At 47.6% G+C, this 21638-nt stretch carries 17 protein-coding genes; 6 read left to right on the top strand and 11 right to left on the bottom strand.

All coding sequences use genetic code 11. From position 1 onward, the window contains the following. Positions 1–74: 74 nt before the first annotated feature. Positions 75–1748: a bifunctional metallophosphatase/5'-nucleotidase gene (locus tag QP794_RS14620; protein WP_285077729.1), complete on the top strand. Its 1674-nt coding sequence runs from the start codon at positions 75–77 to the stop codon at positions 1746–1748. Between the two features lie 395 nt (positions 1749–2143). On the opposite strand, the gene QP794_RS14615 is transcribed toward QP794_RS14620, so the two are convergent. From QP794_RS14615 to QP794_RS14605, 3 genes are read right to left on the bottom strand one after another with little or no spacing between them, the layout of a single operon-like run. Further along, positions 2144–3154, bottom strand: a complete 1011-nt coding sequence (locus QP794_RS14615) for a Gfo/Idh/MocA family protein (RefSeq protein ID WP_285077727.1) — start codon at positions 3152–3154, stop codon at positions 2144–2146. Positions 3155–3209: 55 nt separating this feature from the next. Continuing rightward, positions 3210–4058: a sugar phosphate isomerase/epimerase family protein gene (locus QP794_RS14610; protein WP_285077725.1), complete on the bottom strand. Its 849-nt coding sequence runs from the start codon at positions 4056–4058 to the stop codon at positions 3210–3212. A 50-nt stretch (positions 4059–4108) separates the two neighbouring features. Further along, entirely contained in the window at positions 4109–4735 is a 627-nt protein-coding gene (locus tag QP794_RS14605) for a carbohydrate-binding family 9-like protein (RefSeq protein WP_285077724.1), read from the bottom strand. Positions 4736–4938: 203 nt separating this feature from the next. On the opposite strand from QP794_RS14605, the gene QP794_RS14600 reads away from it, so the two are divergent. The 3 genes from QP794_RS14600 to QP794_RS14590 all read left to right on the top strand — a co-directional run bounded on the left by QP794_RS14600 (position 4939) and on the right by QP794_RS14590 (position 7462). Beyond that, entirely contained in the window at positions 4939–5844 is a 906-nt protein-coding gene (locus QP794_RS14600; RefSeq protein WP_285077722.1) for an AraC family transcriptional regulator, read from the top strand. Positions 5845–6177: 333 nt separating this feature from the next. Further along, positions 6178–6759 (top strand): RNA polymerase sigma factor, encoded by a 582-nt coding sequence (locus tag QP794_RS14595; RefSeq protein ID WP_285077720.1) that lies wholly within the window; start codon positions 6178–6180, stop codon positions 6757–6759. A 97-nt stretch (positions 6760–6856) separates the two neighbouring features. Continuing rightward, complete coding sequence (locus QP794_RS14590; protein WP_285077717.1) at positions 6857–7462, top strand: DUF4179 domain-containing protein; 606 nt, start codon at positions 6857–6859, stop codon at positions 7460–7462. A 136-nt stretch (positions 7463–7598) separates the two neighbouring features. On the opposite strand, the gene QP794_RS14585 is transcribed toward QP794_RS14590, so the two are convergent. From QP794_RS14585 to QP794_RS14565, 5 genes are all read right to left on the bottom strand, one after another. Further along, positions 7599–8627, bottom strand: a complete 1029-nt coding sequence (locus tag QP794_RS14585; protein ID WP_285077715.1) for a LacI family DNA-binding transcriptional regulator — start codon at positions 8625–8627, stop codon at positions 7599–7601. A gap of 252 nt (positions 8628–8879) precedes the next feature. Beyond that, positions 8880–10223, bottom strand: coding sequence for an ABC transporter substrate-binding protein (locus QP794_RS14580; RefSeq protein ID WP_285077712.1), 1344 nt, complete (start codon positions 10221–10223; stop codon positions 8880–8882). Positions 10224–10293: 70 nt separating this feature from the next. After that, on the bottom strand, positions 10294–11127 hold the full coding sequence (locus QP794_RS14575; protein WP_285077710.1) for a carbohydrate ABC transporter permease: 834 nt from the start codon (positions 11125–11127) through the stop codon (positions 10294–10296). A 12-nt stretch (positions 11128–11139) separates the two neighbouring features. Continuing rightward, a complete protein-coding gene (locus tag QP794_RS14570; protein ID WP_285077707.1) occupies positions 11140–12030 on the bottom strand; it encodes a carbohydrate ABC transporter permease in 891 nt (296 codons plus the stop codon). A gap of 11 nt (positions 12031–12041) precedes the next feature. Continuing rightward, a complete protein-coding gene (locus tag QP794_RS14565; RefSeq protein ID WP_285077706.1) occupies positions 12042–13142 on the bottom strand; it encodes a Gfo/Idh/MocA family protein in 1101 nt (366 codons plus the stop codon). Positions 13143–13784: 642 nt separating this feature from the next. On the opposite strand from QP794_RS14565, the gene QP794_RS14560 reads away from it, so the two are divergent. Continuing rightward, positions 13785–15773: a DUF4832 domain-containing protein gene (locus QP794_RS14560; protein WP_285077704.1), complete on the top strand. Its 1989-nt coding sequence runs from the start codon at positions 13785–13787 to the stop codon at positions 15771–15773. A 126-nt stretch (positions 15774–15899) separates the two neighbouring features. Here the strand turns inward: QP794_RS14560 and QP794_RS14555 are convergent, their stop codons facing one another. Then, a complete protein-coding gene (locus QP794_RS14555) occupies positions 15900–16463 on the bottom strand; it encodes a TetR/AcrR family transcriptional regulator (protein ID WP_285077702.1) in 564 nt (187 codons plus the stop codon). A gap of 174 nt (positions 16464–16637) precedes the next feature. On the opposite strand from QP794_RS14555, the gene QP794_RS14550 reads away from it, so the two are divergent. Beyond that, on the top strand, positions 16638–17612 hold the full coding sequence (locus tag QP794_RS14550; RefSeq protein WP_285077701.1) for an NADP-dependent oxidoreductase: 975 nt from the start codon (positions 16638–16640) through the stop codon (positions 17610–17612). 105 nt (positions 17613–17717) lie between these two features. Here QP794_RS14550 and QP794_RS14545 read toward each other — a convergent pair whose 3' ends face one another. Together QP794_RS14545 and QP794_RS14540 are read right to left on the bottom strand one after the other, a co-directional pair. After that, a complete protein-coding gene (locus QP794_RS14545) occupies positions 17718–19559 on the bottom strand; it encodes an ABC transporter ATP-binding protein (protein WP_285077699.1) in 1842 nt (613 codons plus the stop codon). Beyond that, positions 19540–21387 (bottom strand): ABC transporter ATP-binding protein, encoded by a 1848-nt coding sequence (locus QP794_RS14540; RefSeq protein ID WP_285077697.1) that lies wholly within the window; start codon positions 21385–21387, stop codon positions 19540–19542. The genes QP794_RS14545 and QP794_RS14540 overlap by 20 nt, the downstream gene beginning before the upstream one ends. Positions 21388–21638 lie beyond the last annotated feature (251 nt).

The raw sequence follows: 21638 nt of genomic DNA, 5'->3' as shown, positions 1-21638 counted from the left end.
GAATCAGTGAATTCCTTTGTACTCCGGCTGTGATTTGATATGTTTAAACTTATATATTTAGAGGAGATTGTAAAATGACATCCATAACAACTACGTCAAGCTTCGACATCATGGTAACCAGTGACCTGCATGGGGCCATTCGTCCCATACATTACAATACCAATGCCTATCGTCCAGCCGGACTTGCTTTGCTCGCTTCGCTGATCCGGCGTCAACGGGAGCGTTCACCCGAACTGCTGCTCGTGGATAACGGCGATCTGCTGCAGGGTTCTCCTTTGGCCTCGTATGCTGCGTCCTTTGTTTCAGATCACGAAGTGCATCCCTTCATTAATGTGCTAAATGAACTGGGCTATGATGCTGCTGTGATGGGCAATCATGAATTCAATTACGGTCAGCAGTTGCTGCGTAAAGCAGTTGAAGACTCTCACTTCTCTTGGCTGTCCGCCAATATTGTAGTGGAACATCAGGACGACACCATCATGAACCATTTAAATGAAGGGAAGCATGACCAAGAAATACGGCCCGTTGCACCCTCAGGTACAGGCATACCCGCCTTCGGTCCTCCTTATCTGATCAAAACCTTGTCTTCAGGCGTCAAAATCGCTTTGCTGGGTGCAACGACACACTATATCCCGAACTGGGAGCATCCCAAGAATATAGAAGGATTACATTTCCTTGACGCTTTGGAGACCATTCGCGCATGGGTTGGCTATATTCGTGAACATGAACAACCGGATGTGCTCGTAGTCAGTTATCATGGTGGTTTTGAGAGTGATCTGGAGACAGGCGAACCTGCCGAGCGGTTAACCGGGGAGAATCAGGCGTACGCCATCTGCCGTGACATTGAAGGAATTGACGTTCTGCTCACCGGGCATCAACACCGTCAGCTTACCGCAGACATTCATGGAGTGACTGTAATCCAGCCTGGATTTAGTGGGAACGGTGTGGGTCATGTATCCGTCCAGTTGGAGCAATTAGCGAATGGTAAGTGGTGGATTGCAGGCAAACAGGCTCGCTTGTTGCTTTTGGATGAAAATAGTGACGTTCAACCTGATGCGGCTGTTATGAAGCTGACAGACGAGCTGGAAGCAAAAGCACAGGCATGGCTGGACCAGCCGATTGGCGAGGTAGCCGGAGACTTGTCCATCGCAGATCCTGCTGCACTACGGCTCGCGGCACATCCCTTCATTGCATTTGTACATCAGGTGCAGATGGAAGCGACGGGGGCTCAAATCTCCAATACCGCATTACTCAGCGAAGAAGCCCGTGGTTTCGGTTCCCTCATTACCGTTCGGGATGTGTTGTCCAATTTTATCTATCCCAACACACTGACGGTGCTGGAGCTTCGTGGTCAGGACATTCGGGATGCGTTGGAGCAAACGGCGCGTTACTTTGAAGTGGAGTCTTCGGGCGAAGTTATCGTCAATCCCGCGTACATGCAGCCGAAACCACAGCATTATAATTACGACATGTGGGCAGGCATCGAATATGAGCTGGATATCTCCAAACCTGCGGGAAGTCGTGTGGTGAAGCTAGAACGTGAGGGCATACCTATTGCAATGGACGCGACGTATTCTGTAGTGATGAACAGTTATCGCGCAGCAGGTGGCGGTGATTATGCGATGTATCCAGGCAAAAAGGTACTTCACGAAGGCGCCACCGATATGGCGGCACTGGTGGAGGATTATATTCGCAGGCATCAACCACTGACCGTGGAGCAGGCGAATAACTGGCGAGTTGTTGAATAGTGCTTAGTAATTTCTCATTGAAAAGGGTAAAAATGATTTCCTTAGAATAGTAAAATTAATTTTATTCATCATTCCCCTCCCACATTATGTATGATAATAGTTAATCAACATAAATTCGGGAGGTGTACGAATGAGCTTTGTGTGGTCTGCGACAATAATCCAATTCATTTTTATTTTGGGGATTATTTCTCTGGTTTACTTTTTGATTTCTATGAATAATAAAATCAAGAGACTGAATAACAAAATAGCCGATATTGAACGGAAATTGAATAACGAAAGTTTAAAAGATAAATTATAACTAAATTCTTCTTGGTAATTCTCTCTCTTTTTCAAAGACTTGTACTACTATAGAAATGAAAAGAGCAGAACCCGTATCACAGGTTCTGCTCTTTCTACTACAATGAAACCAATGCCCCGCGCTCATCCGCCGAACGCATCTCGGCTTCAATCATTTCAAGCGTGCCCGTTGCGCTCTCCGGTGTACATACAGATACAGGTGTACCTGCTTGAACAGACTGGATAAAATATTTAAGCTGGTGATAGTATCCCGAGTCGGGTGACAGCTCGGCAACGAAGCCGGGAGCATTATTCGGATTTACTTTCAGCTCACCATTCTCAAAGACCAGATTCCCCTGCTCCAAATTAACACGATACGTCATCGAGAAGCCATAGTCTCCCCCCAGTGTCCAGTCGGCTTGGGCATTCAGCACTTTTCCGTCAGGGTATATATAATTGGTGGACACGGTATCATAGCCGCTTCCCGGAATGATGTTGCGAGCCAGCGTAGATACGTGATCCGGTTTGCCAAACAGCCAGTGAATAATATCCGCATCATGGATGTGCATATCTAATATGCAGCCACCGCTTTTCTCCCCATCAAGGAACCACTCTTGAGGCAAACCTGAACCTCGGAAGAAATAACCTGCGTTTACCGATCCGTAACGACCATCTTCTACAACAGATTTCAGGTAGCTATAGGCTGGCCAAAAGCGTAAACATTGACCAATCATCAGTGTTTTTCCGGTCGCTTTGGCGGTCTCTGCCATCTTCCAGCCTTCCGCCGAATGGCGCGCAACCGGCTTCTCGCACAGCACATGCATGCCTTTCTCCAACAAGGAACACGTTAGTTCAGCATGTAATGGCGTAGGCAGCGTAATATCAATGATATCCAACTCTTCTTGCTCCAGCATTGCGTCGATGTTGTCGTACAAACGATAAGGTGTGAGATCATATACCTCTTGCTCTGTCGCCATATTGCCGGCTGCTTTACCGTTCTTCAGTTCCTCTATTCTCAGATCGCAGATGGCTACCAATTCCACGGGCTCCCCTTCGGAAGCAAGGCGCACATAGTTATCAAAATGCATACGTCCCATAAACCCAAAACCGATCAATCCCACTTTTAACATGTTTCTACCTCCCAAATAAAAGTTGTATTTGCATAAACAGTGTTAGCTGTATCTTCTATTCCTGAGAACGTCCAAGAATGGCATCCATCGCTTTGGATGTGTTGAATATGATCTGCTTTGAATGATGAGTGTATGGCGGAATCATCTCGGCCGTCACGTAGTTGTCGTAACCAATAGCCTGCAATGCCTCCATCACCGCCGGATAATTCACATCTCCAGCCAGCAGGTCCACAAATCCGTGAAGTCCACCCGCTTGACGACGATAATCCTTGAAGTGCACCTTTTTGATCCGATGACCGAGAATGCGAACCCACTGCTCCGGGTAACCGTTCTGTACCACATTGCCCACATCAAAATACGAACCTATATAATTGGAGTTAAAAGAATCAATAAAGGTACGCAGCTCTAGCGGCGACACCAGAAATTTGTTCCATACGTTCTCAATGCCAATCGATACGCCGGCACGTTCCGCATATGGCAGCAAATGCGCTATAGCTTCTTGGGCCCGTTCGTAGGCTACTTCATAATCTGTTACTTCGCTGTCTGGAATAAAATCCACACCTACAGCACCCGGAATGACCAGAATGGTATCCACACCAAAGGCGGAGGCAAGCTCCAGCTGTTTTTTACATACATCCAATGCTTTCGTGCGAATCTCCGGACGGGCACTCGTCATCGGGTAATCCCAGTACAATCCGGTTGCAAGTCCCGCAATCTCAAGTCCGGCTTCTTCGAGGCGCCCCTGAATATCACGAACCTCCTGATCCGTGGCAGACAGACTCAACTCTCCTTCTCCATTAAGCGAAAGTTCAATTCCCTCAAAGCCAGCTTGCTTCGCCGTCTTAATACAATCCGTAATAGAGGCATCTCCTGGAAACGACCATATATTAATCCCTTTTTTCATCCGAATACCCTCCTTCAAAATTTAAAAACCTGTTCTTCAGTAGTGCATGACTACCCCAATCGAAAATATCCGAATCGAGCAGGCAAATGAAAGTTTACAGCGCCCGTAGGCTGCCATGCCTGATACTCCCGTTCTCCTTGCACATTCTCGTCAATTCGGTAAACGTTGACCCTCCAGCATACCCCTTTGGTCAGAGGAGACTTGAAGTTACTGGCGGGAATATGAATCATATACACCCGATTGCCCTGGCGGACCAATTCTACAGCCGTTTGCAAACCTTCCAGCTGCCAGGTTACATCGGCTTTTAATTCGGAACCGTCGCCGTTATTGTGGATGAGTGCATCAAACACCACGTTGTGCGGGCTGACCTCCAGTTCGATGTAGTTGCTGCCATCCCCTTGTTCATCAATGAACAGTTCAACTACATCCTGTTCGTACAGCGGCTGATCCCTTTCCGTGAAATCAGATACGACGTGATCATCCTGGCATACAAAGCGAATATGCAAATATTCCGGGCTCCATCCAAAACGGACTTCCGTGGATTGATGCGGCGGTCTGCCTGTTACGGTGTCGACCAGTTTCACTGGTACACATCGCTCCCAATCCGCAGCCGAGGGGAATCCGCTCTGTGCAACGGACCTGAGTGGTTCGCAGCAATAAATCATGCTCCGTTCCATAGGGAGAGAGCGCATCGTTATCCTCTCCTTTTTAGCTTAATCCGTGATGTTGTCTCTCTCGTAAGAACATGTGATAATACACATATTATAAATAATTTACGGGATCATTTATTTAGGAGATAAAGAGATTATTTGCACAATTCCGTTCAGTTTTAACTAGATATATTTTTGGCCAATCTTATTGAAAAAGGAGATGGAATTTCATGTCTCTCCAACAAGTGATATATCCTCTGCAACGAACCGCCCATTACAAGGAATGGTCTCCCAACGTGCATTACGCTCAGTTTCAGAGCCTTCCTCCCGGCAAGCTGGCCAAGCGGCGTCTGTATGATTTTGAACTTCTGTACGTCTCTCAAGGTGAAGCTGCAACTTATATGAACGATAAACATCATATTTTGAAGGCAGGTCAACTCATCATGCTACCTGCCGGGGTCTATCACCAGAATGAAGTGGTCTCCAGCCCGGAAGCACGTTTTATTGGCATTCATTTTGATTTTTTCAACGAATTGACCATTCAGACCGAGGCAGACATGGTTGTGAACGAGGAGACGGTTCAGCATCATAAATTCGGAGTGGAAGCTTGCGCAGAGGGCATGACGCCGCTATCTAACAACCCGGTGTATACCCCTTCTCCAGCTGCCGTGCAGCTTATGGAGCAATTGGTTCATGAATTTACGATGCGCCCACCGGGATATGAACTGGTATGTAAAGCCTTGATGCTGCAATTGTTAAGCCACCTGCTTCGTTCATCCTGGCGAAGTTCATCCCGTCATGATTCGGTGCACGGAGATAAGCTGCTGGAACTCATGAAACGCATAGAGGTCGCCCCATCCGACCCGTGGACCAATTCGAGCATCGCCAAACAATTAAACTTAAGTGTGGATCACATGGCCAAATTGTTCAAACAGATGGCGGGCATGCCGCCCAACGAATATATTCAATCCATCCGCCTGAGCGAGGCACGCAAACTATTGCGGGAAACGGATCATTCCATTGAGGCTGTGGGTGTACAAAGCGGTTACCCGGACATTCACTATTTCAGCCGCATGTTCCGCAAATATGAGGGCATTTCACCACGGGAATACCGGAAATTGTCCAGAATGCTATAAAAAAAGAGCAGCCTGCCAACCGGCTGGCTGCTCCATGCTTTTTGAGCTAATGTTTCCCATTAGTTGAATGATGCAATATTCAAAAACCATATCCACTCCTCGTAAGCAATCATTAGCGTAAGTTCCCATGTGTTTAATGGGCTTGCACTATTGCTGGCAATCATACCAGAACTACTGCTTGACGAGGTTAAACAATGAATCACTATCGACCTCTCTACCGAGAGGGAGCCGAATGAACTCAAGACTATATGGGTTTTGGACTACACCAAAAAAAATGTCACAAAACGACTACTTGAGATTGTTATATAGACGAAAAGCAAAGGAGGTGATCGCTTGGAAGAAGCGAGACCTAGTACCGCAGCTACAGAGGAAATAGAGATTGCTGTTGCATTGGTGAAGGCAGGAAATCATGAAGCTTATACCTCTATCATTCACAGATTTGAAAAGCCCATGTACATCTATTGCTATCATCTGCTCAAAAATAGGGAAGAAGCTCAAGATGCCGTTCAAGAGATTTTTATCAAAGCTTATCAGGATATTCACCGGTACCAGCCTACTGTTTCCTTCTCAGCATGGTTGTACAAGCTTGCCTATCATCACAGCCTCAACCTACTAAAGAAACAGCATCGAAGGTTAAGAATTTTGGCACACTTCAAGCAACAGGAGGAAACCCAGGAGAACATTCCAGAGCAGAAATCGGCTATAACTGAGCTGCTGACCTATCTAACTCCGGAGGAAAGACACATTCTGCTGCTGAAAGCAGTGGAGCAATACAATTTTGAAGAGATTGCCCAAATCATGGACGGTAAACCAGCAACCGTGCGAAAAAAATATCAACGCTTGCGCCAGAAGCTCATGGAACAAGCCACCAAACAACGAAGGGTAGGTGGATTATTTGCGCAATCAAACGAATGACAAGCAAATGGAGCATATTGAAGGCATAATCCGAGAAACCGAGACGCCACAGTTTAGTCTTAGTACACAAATTATGAATCGAATAGGAGAGAATTCCATGAATAAGACTACCAAACGAGGAAATATGCTTAAGAAAACATTGATCGCCGGCACTACTGCAGCAGCACTTGGACTAGGGATCATCAGTACTGGCTTTATCTCACCGGTAATGGCAGATGCGCTGGGCCAAATCCCTATGATAGGTAGTCTATTCCATAATAACGTGGATAACGGACTGAAGTCTGCTGCAGAGAATGGCCTTATTACCAAGCTTGACATAAGCGACGTCCATGAAGGCGTAACGTTGAGAGTTTCAGAGGTTTACCACGATGGAAGCAGCCTGTCGATTGCCCTTGAACGCGAAGGAGTAACCACGACAGAGGATCGGTTAATTGGCCCCTCAGAAAATAAGGAAAAAGGCCTGCTCGTGACAGAAGAGCTTATTGTCCTGGTTAACGGTGAACAAGTCCTACCAAGTAGCATAATGCCATTGATCAAATCCGATCATACTGTACAAAAAAATGCAGCGTTGCTGGAACTATCAACCGATAACGGCGCGCTGCCGCTCCCGGATCAATTTGAATTAACTCTCCAGGTTAAACTCGCAGGGATCAATGATACTTATGAATTCCAAGTGCCTGTGAGCAAGGCAGTAGCACAATAACTTAGTACACAGCCCCTTCCGCTGAACAAACAGCAGAAGGGGTTTTTATTGCACGAATTGATTTATATTTAAACCTAGCAAATGCAACATAAAAAATTCTACTGATTTCAGCATAATAGAATTGCCAAAAGCCATTCTATTCTATTTTGCCATTGGAAGACTGCCGGAAAATACAGCGGTACGGAACGATCATTTTGACAGCCACTTCATACTGGTGATCCAGATAATCGAGCAGCAGTTTAACCGCGAACATGCCCATCTCCAGCTTAGGCACATGGATTGTGGATAACGGCGGAGAGGTGAATTCGGATATTTCAATATTATCTACACCAAAAAAGGCAATTTCCTCCGGAATGCGGAGTCCCTGTTCGGTTGCAGCCCGCATGGCCGCAATCGCCATCATGTCACTGGCTGCAAATATGGCTGTAGGTCTGTTCGCATTGTTGGTAAATGCCTGCTTGGTGAATTCGTAGCTCAGCGAAACATCCCATTTCACATCGATTACCCAGTCATTATCAATAGTCAGCCCTGCGTCAGTCATTGCACGCCGATAACCAAGAAAACGTTTTTCCTCCAAAAAATCATTCTTGAATTCTGCCCCGCCAATATAGGCAATGATCCGATGCCCTTGGGCAATCAGATGATTCGTCGCCTCTCTGGCCGCCTCTTCCCGATCATAACCGACAACCGGAATGTTCGGGTCCGTGATATCTACACCCACAACAGTCCGCACATTGGCCTTGAGCCAGCGATAAGCTTCCGGATCAATTCGTTCTACGACAATCATACCGTCAATCCGGTGTTCCTTCACCAGAGACTGCAGCTGCACGATATCCCCGTCATTCTCAATGCTATATACAAATTCCAGCCGCATGCCCGCTTCGGCAAGCTGCTTCTCAATGCCTTCCATAATGACTGAAAAATAAGGACTGTTATATTTGTTCTGCGGAATGGCGACCACACAACCAATGGCATAAGCCGTTTTAGGTTCAATCTTCTTTTTCTTGGCGGGACGCTGTGAGCGATAACCCAACTCCTCGGCCGTATCCCAGATCTTTTTGCGGGTTTCATCGCTGACCGATCGATTGACATCGTTCTTCATCACACGTGAAACGGTAGAGATCGATACACCAACGCGGTCTGCAATATCCTTCAATTTTGCCATGTGAAGTCCCCACCCTTCCTTTACCTATGTATTTTAACCCCATTCATATTGGGGCAATTTTATCCCGGATAACACAAATTTGCGGCAAATATAATTCTATATTTCTACTGGGCAGAAGTCAATGAAATGGTGCACGGACGCAGTCTTTTATAAAAGAATAGCGGCAGTCAGGGAGTTTACTTTCCCCTATAACTGCCGCCAATTGTAATCCTTTAAAAAAAACGTATGAAACTCTTCCGCCTCTTTATCTTCTTATTGCATCTTGGAGGCCAAATCCTTCAGCGCTGCGTTCAGGTCACCATCCCCGGCAAGCGGAAGTTTGAGTGATTGCTCACCATAGGTCCAGACCAGATCGGTTTTCTTGGTTGTAAAGGGTGATACAATACCATACTGCTGCGCATCCAGGAAGATCTTATTGTCTTCGCCTACAGTAGCAATATAGGCATCCGCTGCGGCCTTGTTAGCCGGAATGGAGTATCCCTGCTTCGCCAGTTCAGTCTGTCCTTCCGGACCCGCAAGCCAAGCGAGCAGCTTGTAGGCCGCCTCTTCATGCTTGGTGTTGGAGCTGATTGCAAGACCTGCTGGCTGAACAACGGTCTGGTTGGTTTTGAATTTTGGCAAATAGGAGATGCCATAATCCACGCCAGCCTCCTGGTAGTTGGTTGTATTCCAGCTGCCACCCGGATTCATCGCTACTTTGGATGTAGTGATCGCAAGATTCACCTGTCCACCTAAACCTTCAATCTGTGCAGGTGTGGTGTTAATCTTTTTGTTTTTGGTCATATCGATAAAATAGTTCAGCACTTCCATCGCTTCAGGTGTCTCAAGCGCAAGGGAACCATCGTCATTCACCAGCTTCGCTCCGTTGGACCACAGCTCTGGCTCCAGGAACCAATCCATCGTTGATCCTGGTGAAATGGACAAGCCCCACTGCACAATGTTACCGGCATCAAAACCCGCTTCGTCTGCGCTTTTCCCGTTCTTATCCAGCGTCAGCTTGGTTGCAATATCGGTAATTTCATCCCATGTTGGCTCAAGCGATGGAACCGGGGCCTTATGAGGATTGGTCGCTTCGTTCTCAAAGATCGCTTTGTTGTAATACCATACGATAACGTTGGCATCGATCGGCAAGGATACTTGTTTGCCCTCATACTGGTGAAGTCCCAGCAGACTTTTGTCCACGTTGTTCAGATCAAACTGATTTTCAGCCAACAAGCCGTCCAATTCCTTAAAAATGCCCAGCTCAGCGTATTTCTCTACGTATGCATAACTCGTTTTGAACACGTCCGGAAGAGTGCCCCCAGCTGCATTGGCTGTCAGTCCATCCCAGTAGCTGCCCCAATCCTTGCCTTCCAGCTTGACCTTAATATCGGTATTTGCCTTCATGAACTGATCCAGCAGTTCCTGTGTACGATGAAGCTCTTCAGCAGTTCCCCATTGGGAGTACGTAATCGTTACAGGCTCGTTCTGGCTGCTGCCGGAATCCGTGGAGTCGGCGTTCTCGGAAGATCCCCCGTTTCCACATCCACTGATCACCACCATCGTTGCAAGCACAAGTGCCCATACATTGAATAGCCGTTTACTCTTCGCTCTCATATACACAGCTCCCCTTTAAGTCATATCAATAAGTCCTGTTCACCTGAAAACCGGAAAGCAGGCAGCCACTCTACCCTTTGGTGCCCGTAAGCACCACCCCCTCGACGATATAACGTTGTGCAAACAGATACAGCAGACCAATAGGCACGATACTGATGAATGCTCCGGCAGCAAGTGCCGGCAAATCCTGGCTCGTCTGACCGATCAGCAGCTGCAGGCCAACACTCAGCGTGAACATCTCTGGGTTTTTGATATACAGGAACGGCCCCAGAAAATCGAGCCACGAATTCACAAAGGCAAAAATAATAGTCGTCATAATAATCGGTTTGGACAGCGGCATAATGACGCGTGCATATACTGTCCAGCGATTGCCGCCGTCGAGATAGGTAGCCTCGTCCAGCTCCTGGGGAATGGTCATGAAAAACTGTCGGAACAGGAAGATATAATAGGCGCCTCCGAGCCAGGCTGGCACAATGAGCGGCAACCAGGTATCAATCCAGTTCAGCTTGGAAAAAAGGACATATGAGGGAATCATCATAATGGATGGAGGAATCATCAAGGTAACCAGTACCACTGGGAACAGAATATTCCGATACTTGGTTGCAAAGCGGGAAAAACCGTAAGCGACAAGTGAGCTTGAAACTACCGCGCCTGCCGCCACAAAAAAGGAAATAATAAATGAGTTCTGAATCCACTGCCACATCATCGGCTGTACAGCAAATAACCGTTCAAAGGCTTCCAGACTGAATGTATCCGGCAAAATGGTTGGAGGGACCTTGTAGGTTTCCGCTTTGGTTTTCAGCATGGTCGAGAGCATCCATACCAGAGGCCCTGCGAACAGCATTAATGCTGCGATCAGCATGGTATATTGGGACGCTTTTACCGCTATTTTTCGGCTGTTCATGTAACTCTCCTCCTATCGTTCTCCCTCGTAATACACTAAGCGGTTCGATACTTTCATCAGGATCAGGGTGACTAGCGAGATCACAGCGAACAGGAAAATCGATTGCGTCATCGCCATGCTGAATTTCAGATCGGTAAAGGCCGATTTATAAATGTTGTAGACAAACGTATAGGCGGAGTAGTTCGGACCTCCCTTGGATAGCAGCAGTGCTTCCGTAAACATCTGAAAGTTATACATCGTCTGAATAATGATGACAAACAGGATGGACGGACTGATCATCGGCAGCGTAATTTGGAAAAATCGGCGAATCCCGCTTGCCCCGTCAATTGCAGCAGCTTCGTACAAATGTCTGGGTACATTTTTCAGTGCAGCCAGGAAGATGAGTACCCCACTGCCGGAGATCCAGACCTGAAGCATGATGATGACCGGCTTGATCGTATGTTCGCCGCCAATCCAGTCCACTTTGCCTATACCGAGCGCACCAAGTCCGGCATTCAGGATGCCAAATTCGGAGTTGAATACCAGCCGCCAGATAATAACCGTTGCCACGATGGGCACCAGGGTCGGTAAATAGAAGAAGGTACGGAACAAGGCAATACCTTTGACATTAAAATTAAGCAGCATCGCCAGAACGAGCATGCCCGCCGTAACGATCGGAACACCGAATACAACGAAAAACATCGTGTTCATCAAGCTTTTCAAAAAGATAGGATCGTCCATCATGTGTGTAAAATTATCAACGCCGACAAAGTTGAAATTGGTTGCTCCCGGAAGCCTTGCATCTGTAAAGGCGTAGAAAACCGAGGTTCCGAAAGGAAACAGGAAAAAGGTAATAAATCCGATGATCCAAGGCAAAATGAAGAGAAAAAACAGCAGTGTGTCATATTTTCTCAACCTGTTCATGATGACACCCCTCAGCCTGAAATTTCTTCTAAATAAACGTACCGTTCTTCCAAAATGGATTTCTCTGCCGCCAGGGCAATAAGCAGCGCATTACGACCAACCTGTGCACTCGCAAAAGGCTGTCTGCCTTCCTGTACACATTTTAGAAAATCAATGCGCTGGGTCTGTCCTCCGGTATGTCCACCCATGATGGAATCCGACGACACATCAATTTCCAGGTGGTCCTTCGTCCAGTCCTGCCCGCCAACGATATCAATCGTCTTGTCATTCCGTGCCACCATCTGACCGCCATTCTCTCCGATCAGGCCGATCTCAAGCCCTTCTCCCATCAGATTGCGCGGTTTCAAATACATGCACAGACCCAGATTGGCTTTGCTGCCGTTATCATAATCAATGGTGATAAAGGCGTGATCGACGATGGAGGTGTCCGAAATTTCTTTCGTCGGATAGTGACTGTATGAATTTTGAATCTGATTAGGCTCCCCTTGCTTCATGACATGCTGCCCTCCAGAGGCAAACACACGGACTGGCTTCGCCTGAATCATCCAGTTGAAAATATCGAAGTGATGACAATCCTTTTCTACAATCGCTCCCCCAGACTTGGTCTTGTCATAGAACCAATCCGCAGGTGGGAACGGGTCACGGAATTCCTTGCACCACATTAATTTCACATCGCCGAGACGTCCGTTCTCCAATTCCTTCTCCATCCGGCGATACAAATTCGAATACCGATAGACCAGCCCAATCTGCAATATTCGCCCCGACGCTTCAGCAGCTTCTATAATGGCATCGCAATCCTCAATGGTATGGGCAACCGGCTTCTCCAGAAATACATGCTTGCCAGCTTCCAGAAAAGCTACCGCCACTTCACGGTGCAAATAGTTCGGTACACTGATGACTACCGCATCCAAATCTTCCTTGGTGAGCAGTTCACGATAATCGCTTACGATGGTGGGATTACTGTTCTTGAGTTCAGCCAGCGTACGTGCCACATTGGCCTCATTCATATCACAGATATAACGAACCTCACTATCTTCAAGCAAATCAAAACCAATGCAATGATGTGACCCCATGTCTCCTACACCGATAAAAGCCATTTTTATCTTCCCCATGCTTACACTCTCCGTTGCTCGTAAATTTGCGGCAAATGCCATGAAGCCAATTCGATGTTAAGTAATCTAACAGGATAGTGACTATGTAACGATAGTAAAATAGTTTTAGTTGCTTGTCAATTGATTTTGGCTAAATTTTTAATTATTTTGCGGCAACATATTCGTGATTTATTTTACATACTACTAAACACTATAACTCTTTATTTATCATAAATTAAGCGTTTACAATTTTGTTCTATTATCATATACTTTAGTTTGTATTCATTTTTATTTGCGGCAAATATAATGACGTAATTATAATTATTTATGTTCAAAATCTAATGAAACACTCCTATTTTCAATCAAAAAGTCAATAAATCTTGGAAAAAAACCTGTTGAATCTCCTTTATTCATCCCCTATAATGCAATTTAGACGCGGAACTCCAATTATAAAAACAACTTTTATATTTGCCGCAAACCAAAATATGATCTTTTAGGTTGTTTATTCCTCACTTACTCCCATGACTCTTACATAAAACGTCACAGATCTGCGATAATGTGGATTGGAAAGGAGCTGAGGTTCCCTATCTCCCTCTCATGAAGACACATGAGGAGGAGCAGATGAAGTCAACATCCAAAATTTCATTATTCAGGAGGTATACCGTGACAAGATTATTCGATCAAAGCAAGCTGACCCTTGGACTGTTTTTGGCTTTTGTCCTTACGATTACCCTGCTATTGCCTGCGGGAGCCTTACCAAAAGCCTCAGCTGCCACCATCACCATTGATGGCAATGTCAGCGACTGGAGCGGCGTTAGTGCTCTCACGACCAATAGCGGCACTGCCCAGACGCTCAAAGTGACCAATGATGGAACCAATCTCTATCTGCTCGTTCAAGGTTCAGGTCTGAGTACGGCGATGGGCAACTTTTGGATCAATACCGATAACAATACGTCAACCGGCTACCAGGCAGCGGGCTGGGGAGCTACAGGTGTGGAGTGGCTGCTTGAAAATACAGGATTATATCGTTATGGCGGTAGCGGTACAGACTGGAGCTGGAATTCTAACAGCACATTGACTACTTCCCAATTCTATCGCAGTGCATCCGTCATTGAGGTAGCAATCCCTCTCGCTACATTGCAAATCAGTGCAGGCAGCACGGTACGGGTCGGGTATATCGACAATAGCTCGGATACGTCGAGGCTGCCCGCGGCGGGTCAAACACTGCCTGCTTACCTTCTGACCTCGGCTGGATCGGGCGGCGGGACAGGGAACACCGTCGTGAATCCCGTTGAGCTTGACAGCCCACTTAACAATCCGTTCAAAGGCTGGGCGCCTTCGGCCAAGAGCACGACATATGCACAACCGCACAGGCTCGTGTATGCCGGAGTAACCTGGAAGGAACTTGAGTCTACCAAAGGGTCGTATGATTTTAGCGCGATTGAAGCTGCCAACAATCTCGCCTACTGGAAAAGTAAAGGCGTCAAAGTGGTGTTTCGCTTCATTCTGGACAGCCCTACAGGACAGGCTCATCGGGATATTCCAGACTGGCTCTACAATGACATGATTGCCCGCGGAGAATCACCCGGAACAGCTTATAACGATACAACCGGAGGCATGGGTACAGGCAACAACATGGGCTTTTCTCCCAACTACAATTCCACCTATCTGCAAGATCGGCACAAATTAGCCATCGAGGCCATTGCGGCAAGGTACAACACGAATGATCGCCCCGTTGCTTTTATCCAGATCGGTTCTCTCGGACACTGGGGCGAGTTCCACACTTGGCCATATGTCGGACCGAATGGCGAGACCAATTACACAGGTGCTTTCCCTACCAATGATATTTCGAACAAGTTTGTTCAGCATTATATCGATGCCTTTGCCGGCAAAGAGGACAAAATGCAGGTTCTGATCCGGCGCAGTATTGCCCTTGCCAAAACCAATAACAAAGGCATGGTCATGGGCATGTTCAATGATGTATTTGGACATAAAGACAGTTTCGATGCCGATTGGGGCTGGTACACAGGCACCCAGAATGGCTATTGGGATGATATCGGCCAGCAGCAGCCAGCACATGCGAACTTCTGGGAGACACGCATCTCCGGCGGCGAATTTTACGGGGGAGCTTCCGGCATGCTTGCGGCATTAACCACGGGTAGCGGATTTACGGAAACGTTGCGTCAAACGGAGTTAAGCAAACCAAGCTGGCTGGGACCAAATTCCCCTGCCTCGCTTCCTCTGAATCATGCGTTGCAGGCCAACATCGATGCACTCAAGAAACGAATGGGTTACCACTTTGTCGTGAAGGAAATTTCGCATCCATCCACCATCAGTGGAAGCACGTTTACGACGACGATCAAAGTAGAAAACAAAGGCGTACAGCACTTCCCATTTGCCTGGCCGGTTGAAATTCAACTGCGCAGCGGCAATACCGTGGTCGCCAAGAAAACAACAACCGTTAATCTGACCACATGGAAAACGGGTACCTACACCCTGACCGACTCCATTCCGGTCTCCGGTCTTGCTGCCGGAACCTATGATATTGCGATTGCGATCATTGATCCGGAAACGAATAAACCTGGCGTGGACTTTGCCAATACGAACAAGCTCACCGACGGCTCATTCAAGCTGAGCAGTGTAACGAAGTAAACAGCATGACATGAAAAGAGCAGGAACGAAGGGTACCAGCGTCCTTCGTTCCTGCTCTTTCTTTTTTTGGATGATAACCTATCTATCAACCGAATACAACAATCAGTAAGCCCCAGCAACTCTCCCCTATACGTGAGGCACTGGTGTCATTTGATTGCGTTCCATCAGAATCCATAATTCATCAACCAATTCTTCTGCGGAATACGGTTCGGCTGAGGTAATCCACCATTCAATCATGCCAGCCAGCGCGGAAGCAAGGAATTGAAGCATAATCTCCTTGTTCCTTCCCTGATTGATACCACTCATGTCGATTTGTTTATCCAGTCCTCTCAACAGAGCAGCCTGCAAGCGAGTTCGAAATTCCGGGACACTTTGATCATCCAGCACTGCACCATAGAATAGAGCATGTTCCTTCAGATACCGAAAACTGTGCAGCAGAGCTTCTTTGGAAGGAAATATGCCAGTGACTCCGCAGAAGAAACTGCTCTCGATCATTTCCACCAAATGGGATTTTATACACTGATCCAACAAATCAAACTTGTCCATGAAATGCAAATAAACCGTTCCGCGACTTACATTGGCTCGCTCTGCAATTTGATTAATCGTGATTTGCTCGAATTTTCTTTCGGACAGCAGTTGAATAAAAGCCTCTATAATCGATTCACGTGATTTTTGTATTCTTCTGTCCATACCTACTCCTTTTATTTATCGGATCTGAGACTAAACAAAACAGTGAATTGTGTTCATTATTATACACATTCCACTGTTTTAACAATTGTCGTCCAATCCCATTATAAGTACGATCATTATATTGAACGGCTGGTAACAAATCAACTGACAGCCAGCAATACCGAATGGAGGCCTATGATGAAAACAGTAGTGATAGAGAATTATGGAGGCTCAGAAGTTTTTGCGGAGCAGGAGCGCGATATACCACATATTAGTGATACACAGGTGCTCGTGGAGATGAGGGCAACCACCGTATCCTCAGCGGATCAACTGATCAGAACCGGAGCATTCCGGCATTTCATGCCCGTGCAATTCCCTCATGTTCTTGGAGTCGATATAACCGGAATCGTCGTGGCCACAGGGAGTAAGGTTACGCGTGTACAAATCGGGGATCGCGTTATTGCGGTGTCTCGTACAGGCGGTGGTTACGCTGAACATGTCGCTGTGGAAGAATGCGATCTTGCTGTGATAACGCAGTCCCTTTCCGATGCAGAAGCTGCTTCGGTTTCTGCGTCCGGCGTGACGGCCTGGCAAGCCTTATTTCACTATGGCAAACTGCAGCCGGGACAGCGTATTCTGATCCACGCCGGTGCAGGTGGCGTAGGACACATCGCCATACAATTAGCCAAACAACACGGCGCTTATGTGATCACCACGGCTCGGGCCCATAACCATTCATTTGCTCTTCAGCTCGGTGCCGACGAAGTGATTGATTATACAACAACCGACTTTGCTGAGACTTTGAGTCCTGTTGATGTCGTGCTGGATATGGTTCGTGACCCGGTTGTCGATAAAGTCACGGGAATCGGAGCAACAGAACTGAAAAATTACAGCATATTAAAGAATAATGGGACGTTCATTTCCCTTGTAAATCCGGTGATTGCGAAGCAACCTCTCATCCGTGGAATTGATGCCCAGTTTGCCTTGATCAGCCCCAATGCTAACGACTGGGAAGCGTTTATCCAATGGATTCAGACGAATAAGCTCGATATACATGTAGACAACGTATTCCCCTTTACCCGCCAAGGTGTAGCCGAAGCTCATAAATATTACGACACCCGGAATAAGAGAGGCAAAATAGTCATTCAGAGGGATGTTATTAATAGATAATCTACCTTCTATTGTTGCTCAAGAAACTGGGATGTCCCACTTACAGCAGCAAAAAGAGCAAGTACTGAACACTTTCAAGGTTCAGTTACTTGCTCTTTTTTTATACTATTGCGCCTTGTTTCGCAGCTGACTGTAATACAGCTCGCTGTAGAAGCCGCCCTGTTCGAGCAATGCGTCATGCGAACCTTGCTCCAGCAGCTGACCATCCTTCAGTACAAGAATGCGATCGGCTTGGCGAATCGTGTTCAGCCTGTGAGCGATGACAAAGCTGGTGCGGCCTTGCATCAGGCGCTGCAGCCCTTCCTGGATTTTGATCTCCGTAACGGTATCAATACTGCTGGTCGCCTCGTCCAGTACAAGAATGGACGGGTCGGCCAGAATTGCCCGGGCAATGGCAAGCAGCTGCTTCTGCCCTTGGCTGATGCCACTTCCGTCGGCCTGAAGCACTTTGTCGTAACCGTCCTTCATCCGCATGATAAAGGAGTGAGCATTCGCCAGCCTTGAAGCAGCCTCCACCTCTTCGTCGGTCGCATCCAGACGCCCGAAACGGATATTTTCCCGAATCGTGCCCTGGAACAGGAATGAATCCTGGAGTACAAATGCCATATGTGAGCGCAAATTCTCACGCCGAATAGTCGTAATGTCACGTCCATCCACTGTCAGCGTACCGGCTGTAGGATCGTAGAAGCGGGATAACAGCTGAATCAGGGTTGTTTTCCCTGCCCCCGTCGGGCCTACCAAAGCGATCATCTCACCCGGCTTCGCTTCAAAGTTAATCTCATGCAAAATATTGCGTCCTTCATCGTATCCAAAGGATACCTTCTCGAAACGAACGGCGCCTTCTACTTTGTCCAAAGACACCGCCGCGCCTTCATCCTTCGCTTCCTCATCCTCATCCAGCACTTCGAACACTCGCTCTGCCCCGGCAATTGCAGACAGCAACGTATTCCACTGGTTCGCCAGATCATTAAGTGGACGGGTAAACTGACGAGCATATTCCACGAAGATGATAATTACCCCAACTGTAACGGAACCCTGAATCGCCAAGATCCCACCGATGCCCGCAACAATCGCAAAGCTCAGGTTGTTCAGACCATTCATCAGTTTGGGAATAAAACCGGAGATCGTCTGCGCCCAGAAACCGGACAACCGGATTTTCGTATTTCGTTCCTCAAACCCGCGAATGACCCGCTCCTCCTGGGAGAAAGCTTTGATAATCTTCTGTCCGGACAACGTCTCCTCAATGTACCCATTGAGTTCGCCGAGATTACGCTGACGTTGCTTGAACAACGGCCCGGTTCTGCGTGTGATCCAGCGCATGCCAATCGCCATCAGCGGTACAACGATAAATGTAAGCAAGGTCAGCAGCGGACTTAACCAGAGCATCACGCCAAACGTTCCAATCAGTGTTAACACACTGGAGAATATCTGGATGGCCGAGCTGTTCAATGTACCGCTGACATTCTCGATGTCGTTGGTAACCCGGCTCATAATCTCACCCTGTTGTCGCTTGCCGAAGAAAGGAATTGGCAGCTTGTGCAGATGAGAGAACAGATCGTACCGCATACGGAACACGGTCTCCTGGGCAATTTCAATCATCCATATATTTTGCAGCCATGATGTCAGGGAAAAGAGAACATAGACTGCTACCAGACCAAACAAAAAAGTCGTCCAACTGGAACTCGTTGCTTCTCCATCAATGAATTTATCCACGGCCACACCGACCATATAAGGCCCCAGCAACGCAAGTGCGGAACTGGCAAATACCATCAGCAGCACCATCGTCAGCTTGACCTTGCGGCGAGCCAGATACGTCCAGATCCGACCTAACGTACCGGACCAGTTCTTCGCCCGTGCCTTCGGCTTGCGACCTCCACCTGCCTTCAGCGTCTCGGGATCTAACGGCGGTGGAGGCTGACGGAAAGGTTCAATGAATGCTTTGAACATGTGGTGTACCCTCCCCGTATTGTGATTCATAAATTCGGCGATACAGTTGGGAAGAATCCATCAGATCCTCGTGTTTCCCCTGTCCAATCAGATGCCCATCGTCCAGAAGCAGAATCAAATCAGCAGAGGTGGTTGAACTAATCTTCTGCGTAATAATAAACGTTGTACATGACAGCTCTTCCAGTGCATCCAGCAGCCTTGCTTCTGTAGCTACATCGAGAGCACTTGTACTGTCATCCAGAATCAAAATGCTTGGACGACGAATCAATGCACGGGCAATCGAAAGCCGTTGTTTCTGTCCACCCGACAGATTGACTCCCCGCTGACCCAGCTGTGTATCGTAGCCATTCGGTAATTTCTCAATAGTCTCGTGAATCTGGGCACGCCTTGCTGCTTCCTTAATCTCTTCCAGCGTGGCGTCCTCCCGGCCCCAAGCAATGTTATCCCTTACCGATCCGGTAAAAAGAACGACCTCCTGCGGCACATAACCGATAGCTCCGCGCAATTTGGAAATATCCAACCGTTCTGCATCATTGCCATCGATACGCACTTCGCCTTGATCTTCGGTATAGAGCCTTGGAATGAGCTGCACCAGGGAGGATTTACCTGAACCTGTAGCCCCCATGATGGCAATACGCTCGCCTCGTTTGGCTGAGAACGTAATATCCTCCAGCACGGTAATTTCACTGCCCGGATAGCTGAACCCTACACCTTGAAAATCAACTGCACCCTGGATAACAGGACTCCCTGTTCCAGCTTGCGCCAAATGAACTGCACTCAAGGATTCCCCTGGTTGTTCTGGTTGTTCTGGTTGTTCTGGTTGTCCTGATTGCTGTCCTACTTGTTCAGCTTTTCTTGATCCTTGATCATGTGCTGATTCTGATACATCCTCTGTATCAAAAACTTCATTAAGCCGCTGCGCCGAAGCGCTTGCTCTGGAGAAGGTCACCAGAATCCAGGACAGTGCAGACATGGCTCCGATGGTGCGAAGCAAATAGTTAATGACAGCGACCACTTCACCCACCGTTGCACTTCCGGTAACGATATCACGCCGTCCGAACCACAGAACGGCGATGATACAGCCATTCATCATGAGCAGCATGAATGGCATCGTTGTCTCCGTCAGGCGCAGCGCGGAGATCGTGCCTTTCATCAGCTTGCCGCTATATCCGGCAAAGCGTTCAATCTCGTGGCCCATCCGGACGAAGACACGGATTAGCCGAATGCCTGTCAGATTTTCCTGGATGACTCCGTTGACGGCATCCAGTCTGCGCTGCACATTGCGGAACAGCAGCGCTGCCTTTTTGATCATCCAGATCACAAACACGAGCAGCACAGGCACCATGACAACGAGCAGCAGACCCAGCTTCGGATTCACCACCACCGCCATGATCATGCTGCCAATCACGACCAGCGGCACACGCGTCATGAAACGCAGACTCATAAACACCGTGTCCTGCACCTGTGTGACGTCCCCGGTCAATCGGGTAATAAGGGATGATGTTGTAAAACGGTTAAACACCGCATAAGAGAACGCTTGCACTTTATCATACAACTTCTCCCGCAGATCGTAACCGAAGCCAAGACTCGCATGTGACGCAAAAAACGAACTCGCAATACCCGCGGCAAACGCCACAACGGCACTGCCCACAAGCACCCCGCCCCATAGCCAAACCACTGACAGGTCGCCCTGCTGGATACCGTTATCAATGATTTTCGAGATCAAATAGGGTTGTGCCAATTCGACCGTCAATTCAATCAGCATCATGACCAGTGCTGCGATGGCGGCGACTCGGTACTTCTTCAAGTAGTACAACAGCTTGATCATAATCATTCCTCCGGCCCGGAGCGCTTTATGTTCGTGACGATTGGGTATGTTCACGCAGCCAGCTCCGTTAGTCTCTTCTTTCAATAACTCTATGTAAAATTTCACGTATCCAATACGCTTATTATATCGCATTTTGAACCTTCAAATCGCTAATATCTTCATTCCTTTTCTTTATTAACCTGAAATGGACGGTGAGGGAACAATCATCGGGTACAAAAAAACCTGAACAGGTTGCTCAGGCTTGTTGATTT

Source organism: Paenibacillus sp. UMB7766-LJ446 (assembly GCF_030226665.1).
GTDB lineage: Bacteria > Bacillota > Bacilli > Paenibacillales > Paenibacillaceae > Paenibacillus > Paenibacillus vandeheii.
Note: the sequence above shows the minus strand (reverse complement) of the source record. Positions and strands in the feature narration are given on the sequence as shown.